Origin of the sequence: Pseudarthrobacter sp. BRE9 (assembly GCF_031844305.1) — a bacterium.
Classification (GTDB): Bacteria; Actinomycetota; Actinomycetes; order Actinomycetales; family Micrococcaceae; genus Arthrobacter.
The window spans coordinates 655,120-679,374 of the sequence record NZ_JAUZUY010000001.1; the positions used below are offsets into that span (position 1 = coordinate 655,120).

Annotated in this window: 24 protein-coding genes and 1 pseudogene; 7 read left to right on the forward strand and 18 right to left on the reverse strand. The window is 66.9% G+C overall.

What is annotated here, in order from left to right:
• Positions 1-5: 5 nt before the first annotated feature.
• From Q9R31_RS03040 to Q9R31_RS03060, 5 genes are all read right to left on the reverse strand, one after another.
• On the reverse strand, positions 6-467 hold the full coding sequence (locus Q9R31_RS03040) for an SRPBCC family protein (protein WP_311261250.1): 462 nt from the start codon (positions 465-467) through the stop codon (positions 6-8).
• 205 nt (positions 468-672) lie between these two features.
• Entirely contained in the window at positions 673-1,617 is a 945-nt protein-coding gene (locus Q9R31_RS03045) for an ABC transporter permease (RefSeq protein ID WP_311261251.1), read from the reverse strand.
• Complete coding sequence (locus Q9R31_RS03050; RefSeq protein WP_311261252.1) at positions 1,607-2,332, reverse strand: ABC transporter ATP-binding protein; 726 nt, start codon at positions 2,330-2,332, stop codon at positions 1,607-1,609. Before Q9R31_RS03050 ends, Q9R31_RS03045 begins: the two co-directional genes overlap by 11 nt.
• A gap of 25 nt (positions 2,333-2,357) precedes the next feature.
• The gene (locus Q9R31_RS03055; RefSeq protein ID WP_311261627.1) at positions 2,358-3,488 is read right to left on the reverse strand and encodes an ABC transporter substrate-binding protein; all 1,131 of its coding nucleotides are present in this window, start codon (positions 3,486-3,488) and stop codon (positions 2,358-2,360) included.
• A 129-nt stretch (positions 3,489-3,617) separates the two neighbouring features.
• A complete protein-coding gene (locus tag Q9R31_RS03060) occupies positions 3,618-4,784 on the reverse strand; it encodes an RtcB family protein (RefSeq protein ID WP_311261253.1) in 1,167 nt (388 codons plus the stop codon).
• A 75-nt stretch (positions 4,785-4,859) separates the two neighbouring features.
• Between Q9R31_RS03060 and Q9R31_RS03065 the strand changes: the two genes are divergently transcribed.
• Entirely contained in the window at positions 4,860-5,297 is a 438-nt protein-coding gene (locus Q9R31_RS03065) for an SRPBCC family protein (protein WP_311261254.1), read from the forward strand.
• Between the two features lie 95 nt (positions 5,298-5,392).
• On the opposite strand, the gene Q9R31_RS03070 is transcribed toward Q9R31_RS03065, so the two are convergent.
• The 5 genes from Q9R31_RS03070 to Q9R31_RS03090 are packed head-to-tail and all read right to left on the reverse strand — an operon-like array spanning position 5,393 to position 11,125.
• On the reverse strand, positions 5,393-6,799 hold the full coding sequence (locus Q9R31_RS03070) for a GTP-binding protein (protein ID WP_311261255.1): 1,407 nt from the start codon (positions 6,797-6,799) through the stop codon (positions 5,393-5,395).
• Positions 6,799-7,743: a sulfate adenylyltransferase subunit CysD gene (gene cysD, locus Q9R31_RS03075; RefSeq protein WP_311261256.1), complete on the reverse strand. Its 945-nt coding sequence runs from the start codon at positions 7,741-7,743 to the stop codon at positions 6,799-6,801. Before cysD ends, Q9R31_RS03070 begins: the two co-directional genes overlap by 1 nt.
• The gene (locus Q9R31_RS03080) at positions 7,740-8,468 is read right to left on the reverse strand and encodes a phosphoadenylyl-sulfate reductase (protein ID WP_311261257.1); all 729 of its coding nucleotides are present in this window, start codon (positions 8,466-8,468) and stop codon (positions 7,740-7,742) included. The genes cysD and Q9R31_RS03080 overlap by 4 nt, the downstream gene beginning before the upstream one ends.
• Positions 8,468-10,213 carry a nitrite/sulfite reductase gene (locus Q9R31_RS03085; protein WP_311261258.1) on the reverse strand — a complete coding sequence of 582 codons (1,746 nt, stop codon included), beginning with the start codon at positions 10,211-10,213 and terminating at the stop codon, positions 8,468-8,470. Before Q9R31_RS03085 ends, Q9R31_RS03080 begins: the two co-directional genes overlap by 1 nt.
• A 54-nt stretch (positions 10,214-10,267) precedes the next feature.
• Entirely contained in the window at positions 10,268-11,125 is an 858-nt protein-coding gene (locus Q9R31_RS03090) for a sirohydrochlorin chelatase (protein ID WP_311261259.1), read from the reverse strand.
• Between the two features lie 61 nt (positions 11,126-11,186).
• On the opposite strand from Q9R31_RS03090, the gene Q9R31_RS03095 reads away from it, so the two are divergent.
• Both Q9R31_RS03095 and Q9R31_RS03100 read left to right on the forward strand, forming a co-directional pair.
• Positions 11,187-11,840 (forward strand): trimeric intracellular cation channel family protein, encoded by a 654-nt coding sequence (locus Q9R31_RS03095; RefSeq protein WP_311261260.1) that lies wholly within the window; start codon positions 11,187-11,189, stop codon positions 11,838-11,840.
• A 52-nt stretch (positions 11,841-11,892) separates the two neighbouring features.
• A complete protein-coding gene (locus tag Q9R31_RS03100; RefSeq protein ID WP_311261261.1) occupies positions 11,893-12,321 on the forward strand; it encodes a hypothetical protein in 429 nt (142 codons plus the stop codon).
• A 111-nt stretch (positions 12,322-12,432) separates the two neighbouring features.
• Here Q9R31_RS03100 and Q9R31_RS03105 read toward each other — a convergent pair whose 3' ends face one another.
• The 7 genes and pseudogenes from Q9R31_RS03105 to Q9R31_RS03135 all read right to left on the reverse strand — a co-directional run bounded on the left by Q9R31_RS03105 (position 12,433) and on the right by Q9R31_RS03135 (position 17,721).
• Positions 12,433-12,867: a DUF559 domain-containing protein gene (locus tag Q9R31_RS03105; protein WP_311261628.1), complete on the reverse strand. Its 435-nt coding sequence runs from the start codon at positions 12,865-12,867 to the stop codon at positions 12,433-12,435.
• A gap of 252 nt (positions 12,868-13,119) precedes the next feature.
• Positions 13,120-13,254, reverse strand: a pseudogene (locus tag Q9R31_RS03110) (type IV toxin-antitoxin system AbiEi family antitoxin domain-containing protein); the annotation flags it as partial.
• Between the two features lie 417 nt (positions 13,255-13,671).
• Positions 13,672-14,772: a polyprenyl synthetase family protein gene (locus Q9R31_RS03115; protein ID WP_311261262.1), complete on the reverse strand. Its 1,101-nt coding sequence runs from the start codon at positions 14,770-14,772 to the stop codon at positions 13,672-13,674.
• Positions 14,769-16,100 (reverse strand): geranylgeranyl reductase family protein, encoded by a 1,332-nt coding sequence (locus Q9R31_RS03120; RefSeq protein ID WP_311261263.1) that lies wholly within the window; start codon positions 16,098-16,100, stop codon positions 14,769-14,771. Before Q9R31_RS03120 ends, Q9R31_RS03115 begins: the two co-directional genes overlap by 4 nt.
• 3 nt (positions 16,101-16,103) lie before the next feature.
• Positions 16,104-16,880 carry a demethylmenaquinone methyltransferase gene (locus Q9R31_RS03125; protein WP_311261264.1) on the reverse strand — a complete coding sequence of 259 codons (777 nt, stop codon included), beginning with the start codon at positions 16,878-16,880 and terminating at the stop codon, positions 16,104-16,106.
• A gap of 50 nt (positions 16,881-16,930) precedes the next feature.
• A complete protein-coding gene (locus Q9R31_RS03130; RefSeq protein WP_311261629.1) occupies positions 16,931-17,101 on the reverse strand; it encodes an alpha/beta hydrolase in 171 nt (56 codons plus the stop codon).
• Positions 17,035-17,721, reverse strand: a complete 687-nt coding sequence (locus Q9R31_RS03135; RefSeq protein WP_311261265.1) for an alpha/beta fold hydrolase — start codon at positions 17,719-17,721, stop codon at positions 17,035-17,037. Before Q9R31_RS03135 ends, Q9R31_RS03130 begins: the two co-directional genes overlap by 67 nt.
• Positions 17,722-17,838: 117 nt before the next feature.
• On the opposite strand from Q9R31_RS03135, the gene Q9R31_RS03140 reads away from it, so the two are divergent.
• The 4 genes from Q9R31_RS03140 to Q9R31_RS03155 all read left to right on the forward strand — a co-directional run bounded on the left by Q9R31_RS03140 (position 17,839) and on the right by Q9R31_RS03155 (position 22,145).
• A complete protein-coding gene (locus Q9R31_RS03140; RefSeq protein ID WP_311261266.1) occupies positions 17,839-19,239 on the forward strand; it encodes an isochorismate synthase in 1,401 nt (466 codons plus the stop codon).
• Positions 19,240-19,423: 184 nt separating this feature from the next.
• A complete protein-coding gene (locus Q9R31_RS03145) occupies positions 19,424-20,377 on the forward strand; it encodes an ABC transporter substrate-binding protein (RefSeq protein ID WP_311261267.1) in 954 nt (317 codons plus the stop codon).
• Between the two features lie 35 nt (positions 20,378-20,412).
• Entirely contained in the window at positions 20,413-21,372 is a 960-nt protein-coding gene (locus Q9R31_RS03150; protein ID WP_311261268.1) for an amino acid ABC transporter permease, read from the forward strand.
• The gene (locus Q9R31_RS03155; RefSeq protein WP_311261269.1) at positions 21,369-22,145 is read left to right on the forward strand and encodes an amino acid ABC transporter ATP-binding protein; all 777 of its coding nucleotides are present in this window, start codon (positions 21,369-21,371) and stop codon (positions 22,143-22,145) included. The genes Q9R31_RS03150 and Q9R31_RS03155 overlap by 4 nt, the downstream gene beginning before the upstream one ends.
• Before the next feature lie 119 nt (positions 22,146-22,264).
• On the opposite strand, the gene menD is transcribed toward Q9R31_RS03155, so the two are convergent.
• Positions 22,265-24,043, reverse strand: coding sequence for a 2-succinyl-5-enolpyruvyl-6-hydroxy-3-cyclohexene-1-carboxylic-acid synthase (gene menD, locus Q9R31_RS03160; RefSeq protein ID WP_397428188.1), 1,779 nt, complete (start codon positions 24,041-24,043; stop codon positions 22,265-22,267).
• Positions 24,044-24,255 lie beyond the last annotated feature (212 nt).

Sequence of the window (24,255 nt, forward strand, 5' to 3'; positions counted from 1 at the left end):
TGAAGTTAGTTGATCCGGGGATCTGCGCCGCCCGCGAGGAAACCACCGCGCCGTGCGATGAGGCGCTCCAGGTACCGGACCAGGAACAGCCGCTCGACGGCGCGGCCCAGCACGCCCAGCGGCGCGGTGAACTCCACCCGGTCCGTCATGATGCTGCCAGTGGCTGTCGCCGAGAAGTCATGGACATGCCGGAAGGTCTTGAAGGGTCCCTTGACCTGTTCGTCCGTGAAGCTGCGGGGGAAATCCAGGTGGGTGATCCGGCTGGTCATGGTGAGCGGGATGCCGAAGTGCCTGGCCCGCCACGTCACCTCCTGGCCTTCCCCAATGAGCCCGCTTGTCACGCCTGACACCGCCCGCTCCCCAGCCTTCCGTTGGGATTCCATGTGCGCATCGATGCTGCGCGCCAGGTCGAAGAGCCGCTCCACCGGAAGCTGCGACTCGGTGCGGCACACGAAGGTGGCTGTCATGGCGCCAGTCTGCCACGGCTTGCCCGCGGCCCCTCGGTCGTGGGACATATTGGCGCCGGATGGAGGTTCCGGGGGCAGGTTCGACGGCGTGTCCGTGTCAAAGTGCCCCGGTTCCGTCAGGGCAGGGCGCAGCGCAGAACAAAGCAGAGAGCCCGACGGCGGGACTCGCCGTCGGGCTCTCTGGGTGCGTTCGGTGCGGGCTGGGTCAGCGAGTGCTGCCGGCCAGGAGGCCGCGGCGGCGCAGGAGGCGCTTCTCGAAGGGGCCGAAGACCAGCAGCTCGATCAGGATGCCGACGCCGAGGATCAGGAGGATGGCTGCCATGACGATCGTCATGTCGGACAAGACCCGGCCCTGGTCCAGCAGGGAGCCCAGGCCGAAGCCGATGGTGCCGCCTACCGCGATGATTTCCGCGGCCATGAGTGAGCGCCAGGAGAAGGCCCAGCCCTGTTTGAGGCCGCTCAGGTAGCCGGGCAGCGCGGCGGGAAGGATCACCTGCAGGGCCATCTGCAGCCGGGATGCGCCAAGCACCGTGCCCACCCTGCGGTACTGCGGCGGGATCTGGTCCACCCCGGAGATGAGCCCGTTGATGATGGACGGGATGGCGCCCATGAACACCACGAAGTACACGGTGGCGTCGGTCAGTCCGAACCAGATGATGGCCGCCGGAACCCAGGCCACGGAGGGCAGGACCTGGAGTCCGGAAATCAGGGGACCGAATGCACGGCGCAAGGGGGCCACCTGGGCCAGCAGCAGGCCGACCGGCGTGGCGATGACCACCGAAATCAGGAAGCCCACCAGGCCGCGCTGCAGTGATGTCCATACCGATTCCTGGAGCTTGCCGTCATTCCAGAGCACGCCCATCTGGGTCACCACGTCCAGGGGCCCGGGAACGAGGTCGCGCCGCTTGACCCCGAGGGACACGTAGAACTGCCAGACGAGCACCAGGACCACCAGCGCGGCCACGGGCAGCAGGATCCGGCTCCAGTCGATCCGGTGTTTGCGGTCGGCGTCGGACTGCAGGGAGTCCAGGCCGGATTCGAGCTGCCGGAGGTCCTCGTGGCCGGTAGACGTCCGGGTCAGTGCCGCGTGGACGTGCCGGGTCTCGGGTTCGGACGGGGCTTCAGCGAGCGGGGTGGGGTTACTTGGCATGGCGGCGAATCTCCTCCCGCAGCCGGGCGGTGATAACCCCGGTCAGCTGGCCGGCGAGCCCGGCGTCGGTTCGGTGTTCCTCGGTGACGGCCCATTCCTGGACCACACGGCCGGGGCGGGAGGACAGCAGCAGGACGCGCTGGCCCAGCCGGACCGCTTCACGGACGTTGTGGGTCACGAAGACGATGGTGCGCCCGGTTTCCTTCCAGATGCGCTCCAGCTCGTCGTGCAGCAGGTCACGGGTGATGGCGTCCAGGGCGGCGAACGGCTCATCCATCAGCAGCAGCTGACGGTCCTGGGCCAGCGACCGGGCGAGCGACACGCGCTGCCGCATGCCGCCGGAGAGCTCGTGCGGGCGCTTGTCCCCCGCCGTGCCCAGATGCACCAGTTCCAGGAGTTCCTGGGCCTTTGCGCGGCGTTCGGCCTTGCCCACCCCGCGCAGCTTCAGCGCGAGTTCAATGTTTTCCCGCGCGGTCAGCCATGGGAAGAGGGCCGCGTCCTGGAACATGAACGCGGCGCCGTCGCTGGGTACTTCCAGGGCGCCCGACGTCGGCGCTTCAAGTCCCGCGATGATGTTCAGGAGGGTGGATTTGCCGCAGCCGGAGGCACCGAGGAGGGCAACGAACTCGCCCTGCCTGATGTTGGCGTTGACGTCGTCCAGTACCGGGGCGCCGTCGCCGAAGCGCTTGCCCAGGTGTTCCAGTACGACTGGCATGGTGCCGTCCTTAGGTAGTGGTGGGTCAGTCCTGGCCGAGGCCGGCCGCGGAGATCTTGTTGGTACCGCCGGTGACCTGGTTGAGGGCCCGGAGGTCGAAGAGGCCGGTGATGTCGGACTTTTTGGTGGTGCCGGCATCAACGCCATCCTGGAGGAGCTTGGGGTAGCTGCCGGCCAGGGGGTCGAGGGTGAACGTGATGTTCGCCAGCGACCGGGTGAGGACGTCGACCGGCAGCGCTGCCCCGGCGGCTTCCTGCAGGGCGGAATTGATGAGCTCCGCCTTCTGGTCCGCCGGCGCCGAATTGAGCCAGGCCACCGACTCCGCATTGCCCTTCAGCAGGGCCTTGACGGTGTCCGGGTGATTCGCGGCGAATTTCTGGTTCACGATCAGGATGGTGGTGGGGAACTCTCCGGGCTTGCCGGTGCCGGTGCCGTCCCAGAGGTCCTTTTCGTCCACCAGCACCTTGGCGCCGGCCTGGAGCACCAGACGCGACGCCCACGGCTCAGGCAACCACGCTCCGTCGAGCTTTCCGTCCTGGAACAGCTTCAGGGTCTGGGCGTTCTCCGTGGGGTTGATGGCGACATCCCCGCTGCCGTCCACGTTCGTCTTGTAACCCTGCTTGGCAAGCCAGGCGCGGAGGGCCACATCCTGGGTGCCGCCCAATTGCGGCGTTGCCAGGGTCTTGCCCTTTAGATCCGCCGCGGAACTGATCCCGGGCTTGACCACCAGCTGCGCACCGCCGGCCGCGGCTCCCGCAATCACCCGCACGGACTCGCCCTGGCTCTTCACGAACGAGTTGATGGCCGGGTTGGGGCCGATGTAGGCGGCGTCGATGGCCCCGGCGTTCAGGGCTTCGATGGCGGCGGGGCCGGCGTTGAAGGTCTGCGTGCTGAGCCTGGTGCTGCCCAGGGCATCCGCCAGGAAGCCCTTCTTGACGCCCACCAGGGCCGGGGCGTGGGTGATGTTGCCGAAGTAGCCCAGCTTCAGTTCCGCCGCCGGGCTGGGCTCGGCGGCCTGGGCCTCGGTATTACGGGAAATGTTCGAGGCCACGATGGCGCCGAGGGCGATCAGCAGGACCAGCCCGATGGCCAGGGCAGCCTCGACGGCGCGCCTGCGCGTGGGGACCGCGCTTTCGCCTGCCACGATGCGGGTCATCCCGGGCTTGGAACTAGTCATTGTTTCACCATAGGGAGTGGCCCAAACCCGTTCAATGAAGCGGAAACGGGGGGTCACGCACGTTCATCTAGCGTCACATTTGGCCGCGCTGCTGCCTGTTTCGCAGATTCAGTTGCCTTTGACGTTGACCAGCTGCCGCAGCTTGTGCCGCACCGTCACCAGGTCCGCGGCATCCTGCATGACCTGGTCGATCGGCTTGTACGCGGCCGGAATTTCGTCAATGAACGCCTCCGAGGCACGGAACTCGATTCCCCGCATGGCCCGTTTCAGTTCCTCCAGCGTGAACGTCTTCCGGGCGGCGTTCCGTGAGTACTCACGCCCCGCGCCGTGCGGTGAGGAGTTCAGCGACGCCGGATTGCCCCGGCCCTCCACAACATACGACGCCGTTCCCATGGACCCGGGGATAAGTCCGGGATCGCCGGGGCCGGCTTTGATGGCCCCCTTGCGGGACACCCACACGGACTTCCCGTAGTGCGTCTCCTGCTCGGTGAAGTTGTGGTGGCAGTTGATCCGCTCGCGTTCCCGGACCGGCCCTCCCACCCAGCGGCTGAACTGGGCGCTCACGCGGTCCATCATCTCCTCCCGGTTCAGCAGGGCGAAGTGCTGGGCCCAGCGCAGCTCGGCGATGTACCGCTCGAACTGCGGGGTCCCCTCGTCCAGGTACGCGAGGTCCGGGTCCGGCAGATAGACCTGGTTCTTCCGGCTGACATGCTGCGCGACGCCGATGTGGTGCTGGGCGATCCTGTTGCCGATGCCCCGCGAGCCCGAATGCAGGAAGAGCCATACGCCGTCGTCCTCATCTGCGGAGACCTCGATGAAGTGGTTCCCCGAGCCCAGGGACCCCAGCTGCAGCTCCCACTTGGCAACGTACTGGGCTGGGTTGAATCCGGCCTTCGCGGCACGTTGTTTCAGCTCGGCGATCCGTGGCGCCGCTGTGGGCAGGATCTGCCGGTTGTTGTGGCCGGCGGACAACGGGATGACGCGCTCGATGTCCTCGCGCAGGCGCTTCCGGTCCTTGGGTAGGTCCGTCACTGAGTACTGCGTCCGGACCGCGATCATGCCGCAGCCGATGTCCACGCCAACCGCGGCCGGAATGATGGCCCGCAGCGTGGGGATGACCGAGCCCACGGTGGCGCCCTTGCCCAGGTGCGCGTCCGGCATCAGCGCCAGGTGCGGGTAGATGAACGGCAACCCCGCCGTCATCACTGCCTGTTCGCGGGTCTTGTCATCCAGGATGGACGCCCAGTTCAGGAGCTTGGGGCTAATGGTCTCCATGCTTCGCCTCCCGCCGCGGTGACCAGGACTAGGGTAAGTCCTAGGCTAACCCCGCCTTCGAGAGGAGATGCAGCCATGGTCAACGTCCAGACGGAAATCCACATTGACAGGCCGCGCGCAGACGTGGCGGACTTCGCGGCGGACCCGGACAACGCGTCGCGGTGGTACGTCAACATCCATTCCTCGCAGCGGCTGGACGGCGGCCCGCTGGGACCGGGCTCGAAGGTGGCGTTCACCGCGAAGTTCCTGGGCCGGGAGCTGAATTACACGTACGAGTTCGTGGAGTACGTCCCCGGCAAAAAGCTGGTGATGCGCACCGACCAGGGCCCGTTTCCCATGCAGACCACCTACACCTGGACGGACGACGGCGGCGGGACCCGGATGTCGCTTGGCAACAGCGGGAGCCCCTCGGGTTTCTCACGGCTGGCCGGGCTGGTCATGGAACCGGTGATGCGCCGCGAGAACCGGAAGGACCTGCAGCGGCTCAAGGCGATCCTCGAGGGGCGGCAGTAGGCCCCGGCCCTGGACATGACAAAACCGCGGCTTGTTCGCGTGTCCGTCCCTTGAAGGTTCGGATCTGCGAACAAGCCGCGGTTTAGTGGCGAAGACTAGATGCTGTAGCGCTCGTCCTCGTGGTCGCCCGGGTGGTCCTTGACCAGGCCGGCGGCCAGCGTGTTGCCGTCCAGCGGATCGATCACCAGGAACGCGCCGGTGCGGCGGTGGTGCAGGTAGTTCTCAAGCGGCAGCGGTGCGGCGAGCCGGAGCTGCGCGTGGCCGATGTCGTTCAACTCCAGGGTGGAGGCGGGTTCCAGCTTGAACGTGGAGAGGTCCAGCTTGCCGTTGACGTTGCGGACCAGGGCCTGCACCGTGCGGGTTCCATGCTTGACCAGCACCTTCTGTCCTTCGCGGAGCGGCTTCGGGGACAGCCAGCACAGCGACGCGTACAGGTCGGCGGAGGCTTCCCGGACGGTGCCGGCAGCAGCGATGGTGTCGCCGCGGGCCACATCGAACTCCTCCGCCAGGCGGATGGCCACCGACTGCGGCGCGGCGGCTTCCTCCAGGGAGGCGCCGGCAAAGTCGATGCCCACCACGGTGGTGGTCCGTGGCGACTGGCCCGGGGTCAGCACGGACACCTGGTCCCCCACCTTCACGGAGCCTTCGGTGATCTGGCCGGCGTACGCGCGGTAGTCACGGTAGGCCTCGACGTCCAGGCCGGCGGCCACGGCGTCGGGAGCGAGGGCACCCTGCGGCCGGACGACCAGCTGCACCGGGAAGCGGAAGCTCTCCAGGTGGCTTTCGAGTTCGTCGGCGGCCGGCAGGGTTTCGAGGACCTCGAGCAGCGCGGGACCGGTGTACCAAGGGGTGCGCCCGGAGCGCTCCACCACGTTGTCGCCGTCGAGCGCGGACACCGGAACCACCAGCAGGTCGGCAATGCCATCAGCGCCCAGGCCCAGCTCGCGGCCAACCTGCTGCACGTCGGCTTCGATCTCGCGGAACACGGACTCGCTGAAGTCCACCAGGTCGATCTTGTTCACGGCCACAATCACGTGGGCCACGCGCAGCAGCTGCAGCACGGACAGGTGCCGGCGGGTCTGCTCCAGCACACCCTTGCGGGCGTCAATGAGGACGACGACGGCATCCGCGGTGGAGGCGCCGGTCACCGTGTTCTTGGTGTACTGAACGTGTCCGGGGCAGTCGGCAAGGATGAAGCTGCGGCGGTCGGTGGCGAAGTAGCGGTAGGCCACGTCGATGGTGATGCCCTGTTCGCGCTCGGCGCGCAGGCCGTCGGTCAGCAGGGCGAGGTCGATGCCGCCCTTTTCCCCGCCGAAGCCGCGGTCCGCGGAGGTGCGGGCGACGGCGTCGAGCGTGTCAGCCAGGATGGCCTTGGAATCGTGAAGGAGGCGGCCCACCAACGTGGACTTGCCGTCGTCGACCGATCCTGCCGTGGCGAAGCGGAAGAGCGTGGTGGGCAGGGCCGTTTCCAGGTCTGCCGGGAGAACTGCTTCGGTGGTCATTAGAAGTACCCGTCCTTCTTGCGGTCTTCCATGGCGGCCTCGGAGATGCGGTCATCTGCGCGGGTGGCGCCACGTTCGGTCAGGGTGGAGGCGGCGACTTCCACCACGACATCGGACACGGTGTAGGCGTTGGATTCGACCGCGCCGGTGCAGGACATGTCCCCCACGGTGCGGTAGCGGACGGTTTTGGTGATGACTTTCTCATCAGGCAGTGGCTGGGACACCTCGCCCACTGCGCGCCACATGCCGTCGCGGGCGAAGACCTCGCGCTCGTGGGCGTAGTACAGGCCGGGCAGCTCGATGTTCTCGCGCTCGATGTAGCGCCAGATGTCCAGCTCGGTCCAGTTGCTGATGGGGAACGCGCGGACGTGCTGGCCCACAGTGTGGCGCCCGTTGTAGAGGTTCCAGAGTTCGGGGCGCTGGTTGCGGGGGTCCCACTGGCCGAACTCGTCACGGAGGCTCAGGATGCGCTCCTTGGCGCGGGCCTTGTCCTCGTCGCGGCGGCCGCCACCAAAGACGGCGTCGAACTTGTTCTGCTGGATGGCGTCCAGCAGCGGGACGGTCTGCAGCGGGTTGCGGGTTCCGTCCGCGCGCTCGGCCAGTTCGCCGCGGTCGATGAACTCCTGCACGGAGCCCACCACCAGCTTCAGGCCCAGCCGTTCAACGGTCCGGTCGCGGAAGTCGATGACCTCGGGGAAGTTGTGGCCGGTATCCACGTGCAGCACCGGGAACGGGACCTTGCCCGGCCAGAACGCCTTGGTGGCCAGGTGCAGCATCACCACGGAGTCCTTGCCGCCGGAGAACAGCAGCGCAGGCTTCTCGAACTCGGCAACAACCTCGCGGATGATATGGATGGCCTCGGACTCGAGGGTGTCCAGGCTGGACAGGCGCGTGGATACGGCGGCGTCAGTCACCTGGGTCTCCTCGGTAAGTGAAGTGCTCATACGTGTAGCCCGCATTCTGTCTTGTCGGATCCTGCCCAGCGGCCGGCGCGGGGATCCTCGCCGGGCGCCACCTTGCGGGTGCAGGGCTGGCAGCCAATGGAGGGGTAACCCTGGGAAAGCAGCGGGTTGACGGGCAGCAGGTTGTCATCGGAGTACTGGACCAGCTGGTCGAACGTCCAGGCAGCCATGGGATTGACCTTGACCAGGCCATTCTTCTCGTCCCAGGTGACCAGCGGCGTGTTGGTCCGGGTGGGGGCTTCGTCGCGGCGGACGCCGGTGAACCACAGTTCGTAGCCGGCCAGGGTGCGCTGCAGCGGGGCCACCTTGCGGAGGGCGCAGCACTGGGCGGCGTCGCGGGCGAAGAGGTCCTTGCCCAGGAGCCGGTCCTGCTGCTCCACCGTGTTCTCGGGGAGCACGTCCACCACGTTGACGCGGAGGTTGGCGGCCACCTCATCCCGCGTGGCGTAGGTTTCCGGGAAGTGGTAGCCGGTTTCCAGGAAGAGGACATCGACGCCGGGCATCTGGTCCGCCACCAGGGCGGGCAGGACGGCGTCGGCCATGGAGCAGGCGACGGCGACGGCGGGAAGTTCGAAGTTGCGCTCTACCCAGGCGATCACGTCGCGGGCAGGGCTGTCCCAGCCGAGCTCGGCGGCGCCGGCCTCGGCCAGGGCCTTGAGCTCTTCGACGGGGCGCTTGGCGGGTGCGGGTGCCAGGTGCTTTGCCATTACTGGAGTGCCTCCTCGTCTGCTGCGTGGGCCCACTCGGCGAAGGTCTGGCCTTCGGCGCGCTGGGCCACAAAGGTGCGGACTACGCGCTCAACATAGTCGGGCAGGTCATCCACATACACCTTCAGTCCGCGGACGGTGCGTCCCAGCCCTGCTTCCTCGCGGTCGTTGGAAGCCAGCCCGCCGCCCAGGTGGACCTGGAAACCCGGGGAGGGGTCGCCGTCGGGCGTTGGCAGCATCATGCCCTTCAGGCCGATGTCCGCCGTCTGGATGCGGGCGCAGGAGTTGGGGCAGCCGTTGATGTGCAGCGAGAGTGCCTGGGGCAGCTGACCCGAGCCGGCGAGGTCGGCCAGGCGGCGTTCCAGCTCGGCCACGGCGGTGGCGGCGGTGTACTTGGTCTCCACGATGGCCAGCTTGCAGTATTCGATGCCGGTGCAGGCGATGGTTCCCCGGCGGAACACGGACGGGCGGGCGGACAGGCCCAGGGCGTCCAGCTCGGCCACGAGGGGCTCCACCTGGTCCTTCTCGACGTCGAGGACAACCACCTTCTGGTGCGGGGTGGTGCGCAGGCGGTAGGAACCGCGGGCCTCCAGGGTGTCCGCCAGCTTCACCAGTCCGGAGCCGGACAGGCGGCCCGCCAACGGGGTGGCGCCGATGAAGAACTTGCCGTCCTTCTGCTCGTGCACACCGATGTGGTCGCCCGGAGTGGTGGGCTTGGGCGCGGCCGGGCCGTCGGCCAGCTTGTAGCCGAGGTATTCGTCTTCGAGGATCTGGCGGAACTTCTCCGGACCCCAGTCGGCCATCAGGAACTTCAGGCGGGCCTTGGTGCGCATGCGGCGGTAGCCGTAGTCACGGAAGATGCTGGTGACGCCGAGCCACACATCCGCGGCCTGCTCAGGCCTGACGAATGCGCCGAGGCGCTTGCCGAGCATCGGGTTGGTGGACAGCGCGCCGCCGGCCCAGAGGTCGTAACCGACGCCCAGTTCGGGGTGGCGCACGCCTACGAGGGCGAAGTCGTTGATCTCGTGGACCACGTCCTGGCTGGGGTGGCCGGTGATCGCGGTCTTGTACTTGCGGGGCAGGTTGGACAGCAGCGGGTTGCCGATGAACCGCTCGCCCAACTCCTCAATCAGCGGAGTGGGGTCGATGATCTCGTCCTTGGCGATGCCGGCCACGGGCGAGCCCAGGATGACACGCGGAACGTCGCCGCAGGCCTCGGTGGTGGACAGGCCAACACTTTCCAGACGGTTCCAGATCTCGGGGATGTCCTCCACGCGGATCCAGTGCAGCTGGATGTTCTGGCGGTCGGTGAGGTCGGCGGAATCGCGGGCGAAGTCCACGGAGATCTGGCCGATGACGCGCAGCTGCTCGGTGGTCAGCGCGCCGCCGTCGATCCTGACGCGCAGCATGAAGTACTTGTCCTCAAGCTCGTGCGGCTCAAGGGTTGCGGTCTTGCCGCCGTCGATCCCGGGCTTGCGCTGGGTGTACAGGCCCCACCAGCGGAACCGGCCATGCAGGTCCTGGCCGGGGATGGCGTCGAAGCCCTCTTTGGAGTAGACGGTTTCGATACGCTCGCGCACGTTAAGGCCGTCGTCTTCCTGTTTCCAGGTTTCGTTGGCGTTCAGGGGCGTCTTGCCGTCCACTTTCCACTGCCCGTGCGGCTTAGCAGCAGGGCGGGACGGGCGGGCGGGGCGCTTGGTGGCAGCGGGGTCCGCGGACGCTCCGGCTAGAGCTGTATCAGTCATGCATCGACTGTAGGTCCCGCCCGAATTACGTCACAAAGGCCCGGAAACGCTAAGTCACCTAGGGAAATATTTCGTCACGAAACGCCGGACGGCCTTGAAGAAGCCATCCTCCTGTGCATCCGCAGGGTGCCCTGCAGGGGCTGCCGCCGCCGGTTCCCGGCGTGCTGCTGCGGGCGCTTCGTTCATCCTCGCGACGGCGGCGTCGTACCTGTCCAGCGCGATCTCGGCGAGAACCGGGGACGGCAGCAGGGGGTCGGTCACGACGTCGGCGCCTGCCTTGGCCAACTGGTCATGGAAGAAGCCCGGCGCCAGGAGGTACGAGGCAATCACCACGCGGCCGCCGACGTCGACAGCCCCTGCGGACTCCCCCGCCCCGGCACCTCCTTCCAGTTCCTCCCGAAGCATCGCGACGGCGTCGGGCACGGACGGCTTGGCCGAGGCACCATAGGCGGCCACCATCCTGTTGGACCGCAGCTCCCGCAGCTGGCCCAACAACTCCTCGACGCTGACGGCGGCGTTGGGGTTGGAGGAGCCGGCGGCGGCCAGCACGATGACGTCATTGTCCGTGGTGCCGGCCTCGCGCAGGCGCTGGTCCAGCAGTTTGGCGAGCCGCGGGTCCGGGCCCAGCGGCGCGGCCGCCGCACTGCCCGGACGGCTCTTCACGGCCCGCGCGATATCCACCTTCACGTGGTACCCAACGCTCAGCAGCAGCGGAACCACGACGGCGGCGTCCCCTTCCGGCAGGCCCGCCACCACGTCCACCAGGTCCGGCTGCTGGACGTCCACATAGGCCTCCCTGACATCAAGGCCCGGCCGCAGTTCCGCGATGGCGGCGCGCAGGGCATTGACCTCCGCGGCACCTTGTGTGTTGGACGTCCCATGGGCACAGGCGATCATGATGGGGCTGTTCATAGGGGCTAGCGTAACGTTGGAGCCGCCCTGCCCGCCCTCTTTGAAATACCGGGGACGCCCCATGACATTCGCCTTTGACAACTCCCCGGTGTGGCTGGATCTGCTGGGGGTGTTCTTCTTTGCCGTCTCGGGCTCACTGCTGGCGGCGCGGAAGCAGATCGACATTGTGGGATCGCTGCTGCTCGCCTCCCTGGTGGGGCTCGGCGGCGGCGTCATCCGCGACATCATCCTGGCCATAGTCCCGGCGGCGTTCACCAACCCGGCGTACCTGGCACCGCCGCTGCTGGCCACGGTACTGGTGTTCTTCCTGTTCTCCAGCGTCCAGCGTTATACGTCGCTGCTGATCCTGTTCGACGCCGCCGGCCTGGCCCTGTTCTGCATGACGGGCACGCTCAAGGCGCTGGCCACGGGCCTTAATCCGGTGGCGTCCGTGCTGCTCGGCGTGACCACGGCGGTGGGCGGCGGACTGTTGCGGGACGTCACGGCCAACGAGGTTCCCGAACTGTTCAACCCCAAGGACATTTACGCGCTGCCTGCTTTTGTGGGTTCCGCGATGACAGCCGTGCTGTGGGTCCTGGGTGTGTTCAACGTTCTGACGGCGGCCGGCATCGCGGGCGTGGTTTTCACGTTCCGGGTCCTGGCGTGGCGGCGCTCCTGGCAGGCGCCACTTGCCGTTCGCGGGTGGCACCGGCGGGTGGGTGGCACCGGGTTGTGAGGGCCGGTTTGGCTGTCATTTTGAGGTGCCCGGTATTGGCTAGGATATGAGCATGACTGACATGTTCCTCGAGAAGTTCCGTGCGCTTGTTCCGAAGTATCTCGAGGATGAATGGCAGGAAGAGGACGGCCTGACCCCGGAGGAACTGGATAAGGCCCTCGCTGGGCACCAGTTCGAGATCCCCCTGGTCCTGCGCGAGTTCTACCTCGCCCTGGGCGGCTGCGAGGACCTGATGGAGGCGTACCACTACTTCTGGGACCCCGAAGAGCTCGAGGTTGATGACGAAGGCTTCCTCATGTTCCTCGAGGACGAAGAGGAAGCCTTCACCTGGGGCTTCCGCGTGGGCGACCTCAGCGTCCCCGATCCCATCGTGTACCGCCGCAACAATGCCCGCGGCCAGTGGAAGTCCGAGGAAGGCACCTTCTCCGAGTTCGTCTTCGACATGTTCGATTGGGCGTTCGAGGAAGAAGAGGAAGAGTAGGGGTTGCCCGGCCGCGGTTTGCTGAACTTCCCCACCTTTGAGGGCGGCCTACGGCGGGTCCCCCTGTTTGGACGGCGTGCCTCCGGTTTCCCGGGTCAATCCTGTGGAATTTCAGCGGATAACCCTCCCCCGGAGGACCTGCCAGACTTCGTCGACGACCTTTTGCGGGTTATGCACCACGTCCGCGTAGCCATACCGCAACACGGCGTAGCCGGTAAGGATACTGGCATTGTTCCGCGACCGGTCCTTCTTGACCTGCCGTGGTTCGAGGTGGGTGGCCCCGTCGATCTCGACAATGAGGAAGCCTTCCAGCAGGAAGTCCACAAAACCGATCCCCGGCAACTCCACCTGCGTCTCCGTATAGATTCCCTCGCTGCGGAACAGCAGGCGGGCCACAACCTCAACGGGTGAGTCGGCAGTGCCGTCCACCAGATCCAGGACCTTGCGCGCCGCTCCATTCCGATTCCCGGGCAGCCGCTCGCACAGGTAAGGCAACGTGGTCACCCCCTGCCGCACGGCGCTCTCCACCATCACGGCGGCTTCCATTTCCGGCAGGCAACGCAACCCGTGGATGAGCACGTCAGTTGTACTGGCAACAGCTTCCGCCGTCCTATGCGGTACCAGGGACTCACGGTGGACGACCGTATTCACTGGTCCGCCGTGCCGGCACAGAAGGTGGATCTTGTCCGGCTTGTGCAGCAACCAGAGCCCACGGTGACTTGCTCCGGAGGCACACGTGAGCAAACCATTTCCCAAGACCGCGGCCACCAGGTCCGGGGCGGCGCCGGGCAAGGCTACCACGCCATGCCTGAGTCGACTGATTTCTCCCGATGCCACCGCATTTCGGAGATCCCGGTCGGAAAACCCAGCTTTCAGAATTGTGGCCGTCCTGGCAACAGAGCCTGCATCGCGAAGGAATCGGCAAAGATCCATAGAACCAGCAGAGCTGATATCCAGCGGCTCCGGGGTGCGTGGAACGCGCTATGTGAATAAGCGCGCCAGCGCTGGAATCCCCCGTGTTTGGGCGGCTCGTTCGGCGCGTTCCCGCGACCTGCCGCGTCTCCGGGACTTTCATGCCTGAAACTTGGGGAGATTCAGCCCAAAAATCTTTGACACCGGTAGTAACAACCGACTTGCGCATTATGACAAAGCTGTCATAAGCTATTCACGGATCCGCTAAACGCCTCCGGCGGGTCTGATGCGAACGGAGAGATGGCCCCGGTTCACAGCAGCTTCGGTTGTTGAGGACCGGGGCCGTCCCGTTCAAGCCGGGGTTAGCCTGCGCAAAAGAAGAAGCCCGGCCCCACTGGCTGGATAAACCAGGGGAACCGGGCTCCTGAAACCGTCGGATCAGCTGGCGCGGTCCACCACAGCCAGCGCGAAGTTGGACAGCGACTCCTTGACCACACCCTCGGGCAGCGGAGCCAGGGCAGCGATCGCCTCATCGGCCCACCGGCGCGCAACCACCCAGGATTCGGCCGTGACCGGGTGCTCACGCAGCCCGGCGACGGCGGCCGCCAGGGCTTCATCAGAGGTCAGGTCGCCGTCAATCAGTGTCAAAAGGTCGACGGCGGACTGGTCACCATCCGCGGCAGCCTTGCGCAGGAGCAGCACGGGCAGGGTGGGAACCCCTTCGCGCAGGTCGGTCCCCGGCGACTTGCCGGACTTCACCTTCACGCCCGTGACGTCGATGACGTCATCGGCCAGCTGGAAGGCCACACCCACCTTCTCGCCGTACTCCACCAGGATGTCCTCGAAGGCTTCGTCGGCGCCGGAGAAGATGGCACCGAACTGGCCGGAAGCCGCCACCAGCGAACCGGTCTTGTCCGCGATCACGGAGAGGTAGTGCTCCACCGGGTCCTCGTCGGGGCGCGGTCCCACGGTTTCGTGGAGCTGGCCCAGGCACAGCCGCTCAAAGGTGCGGGCCTGGATACCCAGTGCGCGCCCGCCTAGTTCCGAGACCAGGATGGAGGCCCGGGCAAAGATCAGGTCACCGGTGAGGACGGCCACGGAGTTGCCCCAGACTTCATGTGCCGTGGGGGCGCCGCGGCGGAACGGGGCGGAGTCCATAACGTCGTCGTGGTACAGAGTGGCCAGGTGCGTCAGTTCCACCACGACGGCGGCCTGCACCACCGCGGGCAGGGAGGCGTCGCCGAGGTGGGCACAAAGCAGGGTCAGCAGCGGCCGGATGCGCTTGCCGCCGGCTTCCACCAGGTGGCGCGACGTTGCGTCAGCCAGGGGATCCGAATTGGCGATGGCTTCACGGAGTTTCTTCTCCACCTTGGCCAGGTTGTTTGTGATGGCCGGGCCCAGTTCGGCGTCGCCCGCGATGGCCGCGAAGCCTGCCGGCAGCTGGAGGCCCGTGGCGATGGCGGTGGTGTTGAGGCTGGGTTCGGAGTCCGGCAGGCCGTGCCCGGCGTGCGTCCAGCTTTGGTCTGCGGATTTGGTCACGGGTTAACCCTAACTTTTTGTTGCGGATACCGCTGGTTCGGAGCTGACGGGGTATTGGATGTGGCCGGAACCAGCGATTCCAGGACGCGGATCACCCGGTCCTCGAAGCCTTTGGCGGAGGGGTCCGTGAGGTTGGCAAGGAGCCGGACCACGAACCGCATCAGGACCGGGATGGGCATGCCGGTCCGCAGCGCGAGTTTCATGACGGCCGGCTTTCCGATGAGCCCGGCGAATGCCCGGCCCAGGGTGAAGTGCGAGCCCCACTGGTCCCGCACATAGTCCGCGTACCGCGAAAGGTGCGCGTCGGCGTCGTACGTCCCGCTGGCTGCCAAAGAGCGCGAGGAGGCGTCGATGATGAACTCAGCGGCGAACCGCGCCGACTCCATCGCATAGGAGATCCCCTCGCCGTTGAAGGGCGAAACCATGCCGCCGGCGTCACCCAGGAGCAGCAGGCCGGGCGAGTAGTGCGGGGTGCGGTTGAAGCCCATGGGCAGCGCGGCCCCGCGGATCTCCCCCACCTGGTTCTCCGGCGTGAAGCCCCAGTCGGCGGGCATGCCTGCGGTCCATTCGCGCAGGACCTGCTTGTAGTCGAGCTTGCCGAATTCCTTGGAGGAGTTCAGGATGCCCAGGCCCACATTGGAGGTGCCGTCGCCCACGCCGAACACCCAGCCGTAGCCGGGCAGCAGCTTGCCGTCGCGGCCGGGGAGTTCCAGCCAGCCTTCCATCCAGTCGTCATCGGTGCGCGGCGAGGTGAAGTAGGTGCGGACGGCGACGCCGAGCGGGCGGTCGTCGCGTTTCTGGATGCCGAGCGAAACAGCTGTGCGGGTGGAGTTGCCGTCAGCGGCGAGGACGACGTCGGCACTGAACTCGCGCGTCTGTCCCGTCTTGCGTCCGGACTCGTCAAGGAGCGCTGCGCGGACCCCGGTGACCCGGCCGTCGTCGTTGGTCAGGGCATCGGTGACGCTGTGCCGCTCAAGGATTTCTGCACCGGCGGCCTGGGCGTGCCGTGCCAGTTCCTCGTCAAAGCCCAGGCGGGTGCGGATCAGCCCATACTGCGGGAAGTCGGACACCTCCGGCCAGGGCAGTTCGATGGTGCGCCCGCCGGCGATCAGCCGCAGGCCCTTGTTCCGGCGCCAGCCGTCGTTCTCCGGGTGCGGGAGGCCGAGCTTCTGGATTTCGCGGACGGCGCGGGGGGTGAGCCCGTCGCCGCAGACCTTCTCCCGGGGGAAGCTGGTCTTCTCCAGGACCGTGACCTCGAGGCCGGCCTTGGCGAGGTAGTACGCGGCGGTGGATCCGGCCGGACCCGCGCCGACAATCAGTACCTTCACAGGTCAGCGGACGATGTTGCGGCGCAGCTTGGCCACCGGGCCCTTGTGCCCGGCGATGGCTGAAGCAGCACCGTCCGGAGAGGAATCGGCAGGCTTGAACGCACGGTGGACCGCCACGATGCCGCCGGTGAGGTTGCGGTAGGTGACATTCTCCCAGCCGGCTTCCTGCAGCCAGGCGGCCAGATGGTCCTGGTCCGGCCAGGCACGGATGGATTCGGCGAGGTAGACGTAGGCGTCCGGGTTGGAAGCGACCTTGACGGCGATGGCCGGCAGGGCGCGCATGAGGTATTCGGTGTACATGGTGCGCCACAGCGGAACCACGGGCTGCGAGAATTCGGCGATGACCAGCCGGCCACCCGGTTTGGTGACGCGGAGCATCTCCTGCAGCGCCTTCTTGGGCTCGTTCACGTTGCGCAGGCCGAAGGAGATGGTGGTGGCGTCGAAAGTGTTGTCAGCGAACGGCAGGTTGGTGGCGTCCCCGGCGATGAAGTTGATGTCCGGGCGGCGGCGCTTGCCCACCTTGAGCATGCCCAGGGAGAAGTCGCAGGCCACCACGTCTATGCCGGCATCGGCATATGGCTCGCTGGAGGTACCCGTTCCTGCTGCGAGGTCCAGGACCCGCTGGCCCTTGGAGGCTTCCATCGCATCCACCACGACCTTGCGCCAGCGGCGGGTCTGCCCCATGGAGAGGACATCGTTGACGACGTCGTATTTCGGTGCGACGTCGTCAAACATCGTGGCTACTTCGTCCGGACGCTTATCCAAGGATGCTCGGTTCACCATGACATTGTCTCAAATGTTCCCGGGCGTGCTGACCAGCGGCCCGGGAGTCAGGAATTGAGCAGGAACGCGCGCGTTTCCTCCGCTACCTGTTCCGGGCACTCCCACAGGACCAGGTGCCCCGCATGGGGAATTACGACAAGGACCGCGCCTGCTATCCGACGGGCCAGCTCCTCCTGGTCGCTCCGGGCCAGCAGATTGTCATGGCTTCCCCAGATGATGAGGGCCGGGCCATGGACAGTTCCGCTTTCCGTGGGCGGAACGGCGCGGTACAGCCCTTCGAGGCTGGCCCTGAAGGCTGCGCCGCCACCCGGGTTCCGTCACGGATGCGGTCCTTCACAAACCAGGGTGGAACCGGCCGGACCAAGGGGAACCAGGACAAGGACTGCCGCACCCACTCTTCACCAATGGGATCGACCAACGTCTCCACCTCATCGGCGAAGGCGGGACGGCCGGCGAGGGTCAGCGGGGCACCCGCCAGGATCAGGGCGTCAACCCGCTGCGGGCCGGAGACCGCCAGCTGCTGGGCCACGTAGCCCCCGCTGGAGGATCCCAGGACAGCAGCGGATGCCAGGCCCAATGAATCGAGGACAGCAGAGGCATCCCCGGCCTGCTCCACCAGTGAGTAGCCGCCCGCCGGCTTGTCCGCGTCACTGTGTCCTCGAAGGTCCGGGGCGAAGATCCGGAACTCCGTCAACAGGGGGACCAACCTGTCGAAGCTTCGGCGGGACTCTCCCCAAGCATGCAGAAGCAGCAGCGGCCGGCCGGACGGGTTCCCGGCGACGAGGCAGGGCACAGCGATGCCGGTACTGAGCGCCAGCGTGTACACCCTGGAGTCCATGGCCACAGGGTACGCGCGCTGTGCCGCTCCCGGCAGTCCACGCTTGCGCCACCGCGTCTGGGCCCCCTTCGGGTGCCGGGGAGGCCATCGTGTACGCGGGAGTAGTGTTGTCTCATCATGACGAGCACGTTCCGCACCTTGACAGTCCCCCTGGATGGCAAAGCGTTCCCCGGGGGGCTGCCTTCGTTTCTGGTCAGGGACGATGTCCTGTGCTGGACCCGCCGGGAGGCCGGGCTGGCCGGCTTCGGCGAGATAGCGCGCTTCACCGCCACCGGACCGGACCGGTTCCTGGAGGCGGACATCTGGTGGCGTCACCTGGTCCTGGAGGCTGACGCCACGGACTCCGTGGAGCTGCCCGGCACCGGCCCCGTGGCCTTCGGCTCCTTCGCGTTCTCCAAGACGTCCGCCCACGAGTCCCGCCTGATCGTGCCGGAGATCGTGGTGGGCGTGCGGGACAACCAGGCATGGCTCACGCAGTTGACGTTCGACGACGGCCCGCTAACCGAAGAGTCGGCCCTCGCCGCCTTGGACCGGTGGCTCAGCGGTGGTTCCGCCGGCGCCCCTGACCTTGAAACCACGACGGCGGCAGCGGACTCCGCCGGGGACGCTCCCTTGGGTGCCGTGCCCGGGAAAGCCGGCGGCGCCGTCGTACGTCCCCTCCCCCTGGCGGCCGGCGCAACGCTGCACACCGGCTCCCTCAGTGAGGAAGCGTGGATGGACGCCGTGGCCGCCGGCGTTGCCGAGATCCGCACGGGAGCACTGGAGAAACTGGTGCTGGCGCGCGACGTCGTGGCGACTATTCCATCCGGCGTACATGCCGCAGATGTGCTGCGCGAACTCGCCGCGAGGTACCGCGAATGCTGGACCTACGGCGTGGACGGGCTGGTGGGGGCCACCCCCGAGATGCTGATCCAGGTGGAGGGCCGCACGGCGCAGGCCCGCGTGCTGGCCGGCACCCTGGACCGCCGCGACGCGCACGGCGAGGACGGCCCGCCCATGGACTACGCAACGCGCGTGCTCGCCGGATCCGAGAAGCAGCGGCATGAGCATGAGATTGCCATCCAGTCCCTGACCAGGCAGCTGGCCCCGTTCTCGGAGGCCATGAATGCCCACGACGAGCCCTTCATCCTGGAGCTGCCCAACGTGTGGCACCTGGCCTCGGACGTCAAGGCGGAACTCACCGAGGTGGAGGGCCACGTTCCCACCTGCCTGGCCCTCATCAACGCGCTGCACCCCACGGCGGCCGTGTGCGGAACCCCGACGCTGGTGGCGGGCGAACTGATCCGGAAGCTGGAGCATCTTGACCGCGGCCCCTACGCCGGCCCGGTGGGCTGGCTGGACGCGGCAGGGAACGGCGAGTGGGGCATCGCCCTGCGCGGCGCCGTCATCGAGTCGCCCGAGACAGTGCGGCTTTATGCCGGCTGCGGCATCGTTGACGGCTCGCAGCCGAAGGCGGAGCTGGCTGAAACGTGGGCCAAGTTCCGGCCGATGCTGGAGTCGCTGGGCATCAACAGCTGATTTTCCCCCGGGAATGGGGTACGAAGTCTGGGATGGCAGACTGCTCCCATCCTTGGAGGCTTGATTTTGAGCCCATACAGTTATCCAATAGTGAAACTTAGTTGCGTGTGACGTACCTCTCTTGTTGAGCGTTACACTATAAGCCGCGTTAGTACCTCATAGCCCCTGCAACAAAAGGTAAGAAATGCAGACTCGCCGTACCCTTCTGGGCACTTCCAAGCTGACCGCTGCCACCATGATCGCCATCAGCGCCCTGGCCCTCTCAGCGTGCACGAACGCCTCGGAAACGGGTCCGTCCAGCGCGGCCACCTCTTCGGGCAAGGCCAGCGCCAGCTTTGATCCGTCCACCGTCAAGAAGGACGACGCCCTGGCCGCCATGGTCCCGGACGCCATCAAGTCCAAGGGCACCATCACCGTGGGCTCCGACACCAGCTACGCCCCCGCCGAATTCCTCGGTCCGGATGGCCAGACGCCCGTCGGCTACGACGTGGACATCGCGAAGGCCATCGGCGCCACCCTGGGCCTCAAGGTCCAGGTCCAGACCGCGGAGTTCACCGGCATCCTTCCGGCCCTCGGCCCCAAGTACGATCTGGGCATCTCCTCGTTCACCATCAACCCCGAACGGCTGGGTGCTGTGAACATGGTCAGCTACTTCAACGCCGGCACCGCCTGGGCCGTGCAGAAGGGCAACCCCAAGAAGTTCTCCCTGGACGACGTCTGCGGCAAGTCCATCGGCGTGCAGACCGGCACCGTCCAGGAAGACCCGGACCTTGCCGACCGCAACAAGAAGTGCGTCGCCGACGGCAAGAAGCCGATTGACATCGTCACCCTGAAGAACCAGACGGACGTCACCACCCGCCTGGTCAACGGCAGCATCGACGCCATGACCGCCGACTCCCCGATCATCGGCTACGCGCTGACCCAGACCAACGGCCAGCTGGAGAAGCTGGGCGACGTTTACGACTCCGCTCCGCAGGGCATTGCCGTGGCCAAGGGTGACACCGCCTGGGCCGGCGTCATCCAGAAGGCCGTGACCAAGCTGATGGAGGACGGTTCCTACAAGAAGATCCTGGACGGCTGGGGCAACTCCGAGGGCGCCCTCACCAAGTCCGAGGTCAACCCGGCGGTTAAGTCTTGAGTTTTCGCGTTACCGACGACACGTCAGGCGTGCACATGGGCGGCCAGCAAGAGGATGATGCACCGGTACTGAACAAAGCGGTACCGGTGCGCCATCCCGGCCGGTGGATCAGCGCTTTTATCATCCTGGCGTTGGTGGTGCTCTTCCTGCAGAGCCTGTTCACCAACCCGAACTTCCGCTGGGACGTGGTGGGCACTTACATCCTGGACGTGAAGGTGGTCCAGGGTGTGGGCTGGACCCTCCTGTTGACGGTCACGTCCATGGTGCTGGCCATCGTCCTGGCGATCCTCCTGGCGTTCATGCGCCAGTCCGACAATCCTGTCTTCCGCTGGTCCAGCTGGGTGTGGGTGTGGTTCTTCCGTGGAACACCTGTCTATACGCAGCTGGTGTTGTGGGGCCTGATTTCGGTCCTGTATCCCAAGATCAGCGCCGGGGTGCCGTTCGGACCTGAGCTTTTCAGCCTGGATACCGCCGCAGTCATCAATGCAACCGTGGCCGCGATCCTGGGCCTCGGCCTGAACGAATCGGCCTACCTCGCCGAGATCTTCCGTGCGGGCCTGAAGTCGGTGGACCGCGGGCAGATGGAGGCGGCGGAGGCGCTGGGCATGGGCAAGACCAAGATCATGTGGCGGATCATCCTGCCGCAGGCAATGCGCGTCATTGTTCCGCCCACAGGCAATGAAACCATCGGCATGCTGAAGACCACCTCGCTGGTCCTCGCCGTGCCGTTTACCCTGGACCTCACATTTGCCACTAACGCCCTGGCCAACCGGACCTACCTCCCGGTGCCCCTGCTGATCGTGGCCGCCATCTGGTACCTGGTGATCACCAGCATCCTGATGGTGGGTCAGCACTACATTGAGGCGTACTACGGCAAGGGCGTGGACAATCTCGCCCCGGCGGGCAAGCCCGTGGCCAAGTCCGCCCGCGTGGCCCTGAGCCAGGATGGCGGACGGTCGATAGAGACGGACTTCCCCGAGGAGAGTGCACGATGACGGTCACAGCAGAAAAGCCGCTGGTCAAGATCGAAGGCCTGCACAAGTTCTACGGGCACCACCACGTGCTGCGGGGCATTGACATGACGGTCAAGCAGGGCGAGGTGTCGGTGGTGATCGGCCCGTCGGGGTCCGGCAAGTCCACGATGCTGCGCTGCGTGAACCTCCTGGAAACGATCAGTGCCGGCCGGATTTCCGTGGGCGGCCAGTTGATCGGCTACCGCGAGGTCAACGGCCGTCTCCACGACCTCAAGACCAAGGAGATCGCCGCCCAGCGCCGTGAAATCGGCATGGTGTTCCAGCGCTTCAACCTGTTCCCGCACAAGACCGCGCTGCAGAATGTCATGGAAGCACCGGTGCACGTGAAGGGCCAGCCCAAGGCTGCCGCCCAGAAGCGGGCCTTGGAACTGCTGGACCGGGTGGGGCTGGCGGACCGTTCCGGCCACTACCCGTCCCAGCTCTCCGGCGGCCAGCAGCAGCGCGTGGCCATTGCCCGGGCCCTGGCCATGGATCCGGAGCTCATGCTTTTCGATGAGCCCACGTCCGCCTTGGACCCGGAGCTGGTGGGCGACGTCCTGAACGTGATGAAGGACCTGGCAAAGTCGGGCATGACCATGATCGTGGTGACCCACGAGATCGGCTTTGCCCGCGAGGTGGGTGACACCCTGACGTTTATGGACGCGGGCGTGGTAGTGGAATCGGGCGATCCCCGCGAGATCATCGCCAACCCCCAGCATGCCCGAACCAAGGAGTTCCTGGGCCGCGTGCTCTGATTTCCCCGCTTTCGACACTCAAATTCCCTGGCGCTGCCGTTATATCGGTAGCGCCAGGGAATTTTTGCGTCGGAGGATAATTTGCGCGTCGAGGATGCGGGAGCGTGCCTCAGACTGACTTACCGGCCCGCCAGCACACCCTCGACGGCAGCCGTTACGGCTTCCTTGATCCGGGCATGGAGGTGCCGCAGCGAGCGGCGGTCCGTCCGGACCTCCACAATGCCGCGCCCCTGCACAGGCCGGGCCAGCGCTTCGGCGAGTCCCGCCGTCGTACTTACCATTGAATGGCCGACGCCGTATGCTGCGGCGAGTGCCGCGATGTCCACGGAGTGCGGGGTGCCGAAAAGGCGTTCGACGGCGTCTCCGTAGCGGCCGCCCTCCTCGACTCCCCCGTGTTCGAGCAGCCCGAAGATGGCGCCGCCGGAATCGTTCAGGACCACAATCCGCAGGTCCGGCTGCTCCTCGCCCGCGCCGAGGAGTAGGCCGCCGGCATCGTGGAGGAAGGTCACGTCGCCCAGGAAGACCGTGGTCTCCTGCCGGCCGCCCAGGGCGATGCCGGTGGCGGTGGAAATGGTGCCGTCGATTCCGGCCAGGCCGCGGTTCGCGTAAACGGTGGCGGCCGGATCGGGCGCGGGCAACCCGGCCAGGTCCACGTCGCGGATGCCGTTGGAGGACCCGAGCAGCAGCTGGCCGCGGGCGTGCTTCCACACCAGCGAGGCGACCGAGGGCCCAGTGGCAGCGGCCCCGGCGGCGAGCACCTGGTCCAGGGCATGCTGCGCAGCGGAGCCGGCGAGGAGCCAGGTGTCCAGCCAGGCCGGGGTCCCCCGACCGGCAAAATCGGCGAGGTCCGCCAGGTTTTCCAGCGGCAGCTCGGTGCGGCGGCCGGGCTCGTACCAGGCGACCGGAACCGGCTGGTACAGGGCCGACTCGACGTCGGCGCGGGCCAGGAGCGCGGCCACGGGACGGGACAGTGTGGGCCGGCCGAACAGCACCACACGCTCGACCGGCTGTGCCGAACCGGGTCCGAAATGCTCCAGCAGCAGTCGGTACGGGCCCACCGCGTTGGGTCCGAACCGGGAATTGGAGGACGGTTCGGCGAGCAGCGGCAGGTTGTGGGCGCGGGCGAACGCCTCGGCGACCGGCCCGGCGTCGTGCCCTGCCAGCACCACGGTGCGCCGCTCCGGCAGGCTTTCCGACGCGGGCGGAAGGTTCATGACCAGCGGCTCGGTGCCCACCCGGTAGCGCTGCCGCTCCACCGCCTCCGGCAGCCCTTCCCCGGGCAACGGAACCAGGGGGTCGCGGAACGCAAGGTTGAGCTGGACGGGGCCCGGCGGCAGGTCCGGGAAGGCGCCGGTGGCCGCGGAGAGCCCGGTTCGGACGGCCCGCTCGGGGCTCGTCCCGGCGGGGACGTCCACGGCGAAGCGAACCTGCTCACCGAACAGGTCAGGCTGCACGGTTGTCTGGTTGGCGCCGGTTCCGCGGAGCTCCTCGGGCCGGTCTGCGGACAGCACGATCAGCGGCACGGCGGCATGGTTGGCCTCCATCACCGCCGGCATCAGGTTCCCGACGGCGGTCCCGGACGTGGTGAGGACGGCTGCAGGCGTACCGGTGGAGAGGGCCAGGCCCAGGGCCGTGAACCCGGCGGACCGCTCATCGATCCGGACCAGCAGGTCCACCCGGCCGGCAGCGGAGGCTTCGGCGAGGGCGTACGCCATGGGGGCCGACCGGGAACCCGGCGATACCACCACGTGCCGCACGCCGCCGTCGAGCAGTACGTCGACGGCGATCCGCGCCGCGGCGAGCGCGCTCAACTGGGCCTCCGTGGCATCTGTGTCCGGGTCATCTCTGCCGGAAAATCCAGGGGTGGTCTCCGGGGCAGGTTCGTTCAGCGAAGTCACCCAACCAGTCTGCCATCCCGCAACCCCCGCTCACTTATGACAGACAATCTCCCGACCCCTGCTCACCTTTTGTCGATCAAAACGAAACGCCCGCTCACCTTCAGGCCCCACGAGGAGTGGGAGGTGAGCGGGCGTTGCCGAAAAAGCCGTCAAAAGTGAGCGGGCGTCGCCAGAAAACCCGTCAAAGGTGAGCGGGCGTCGCCAGAAAACCC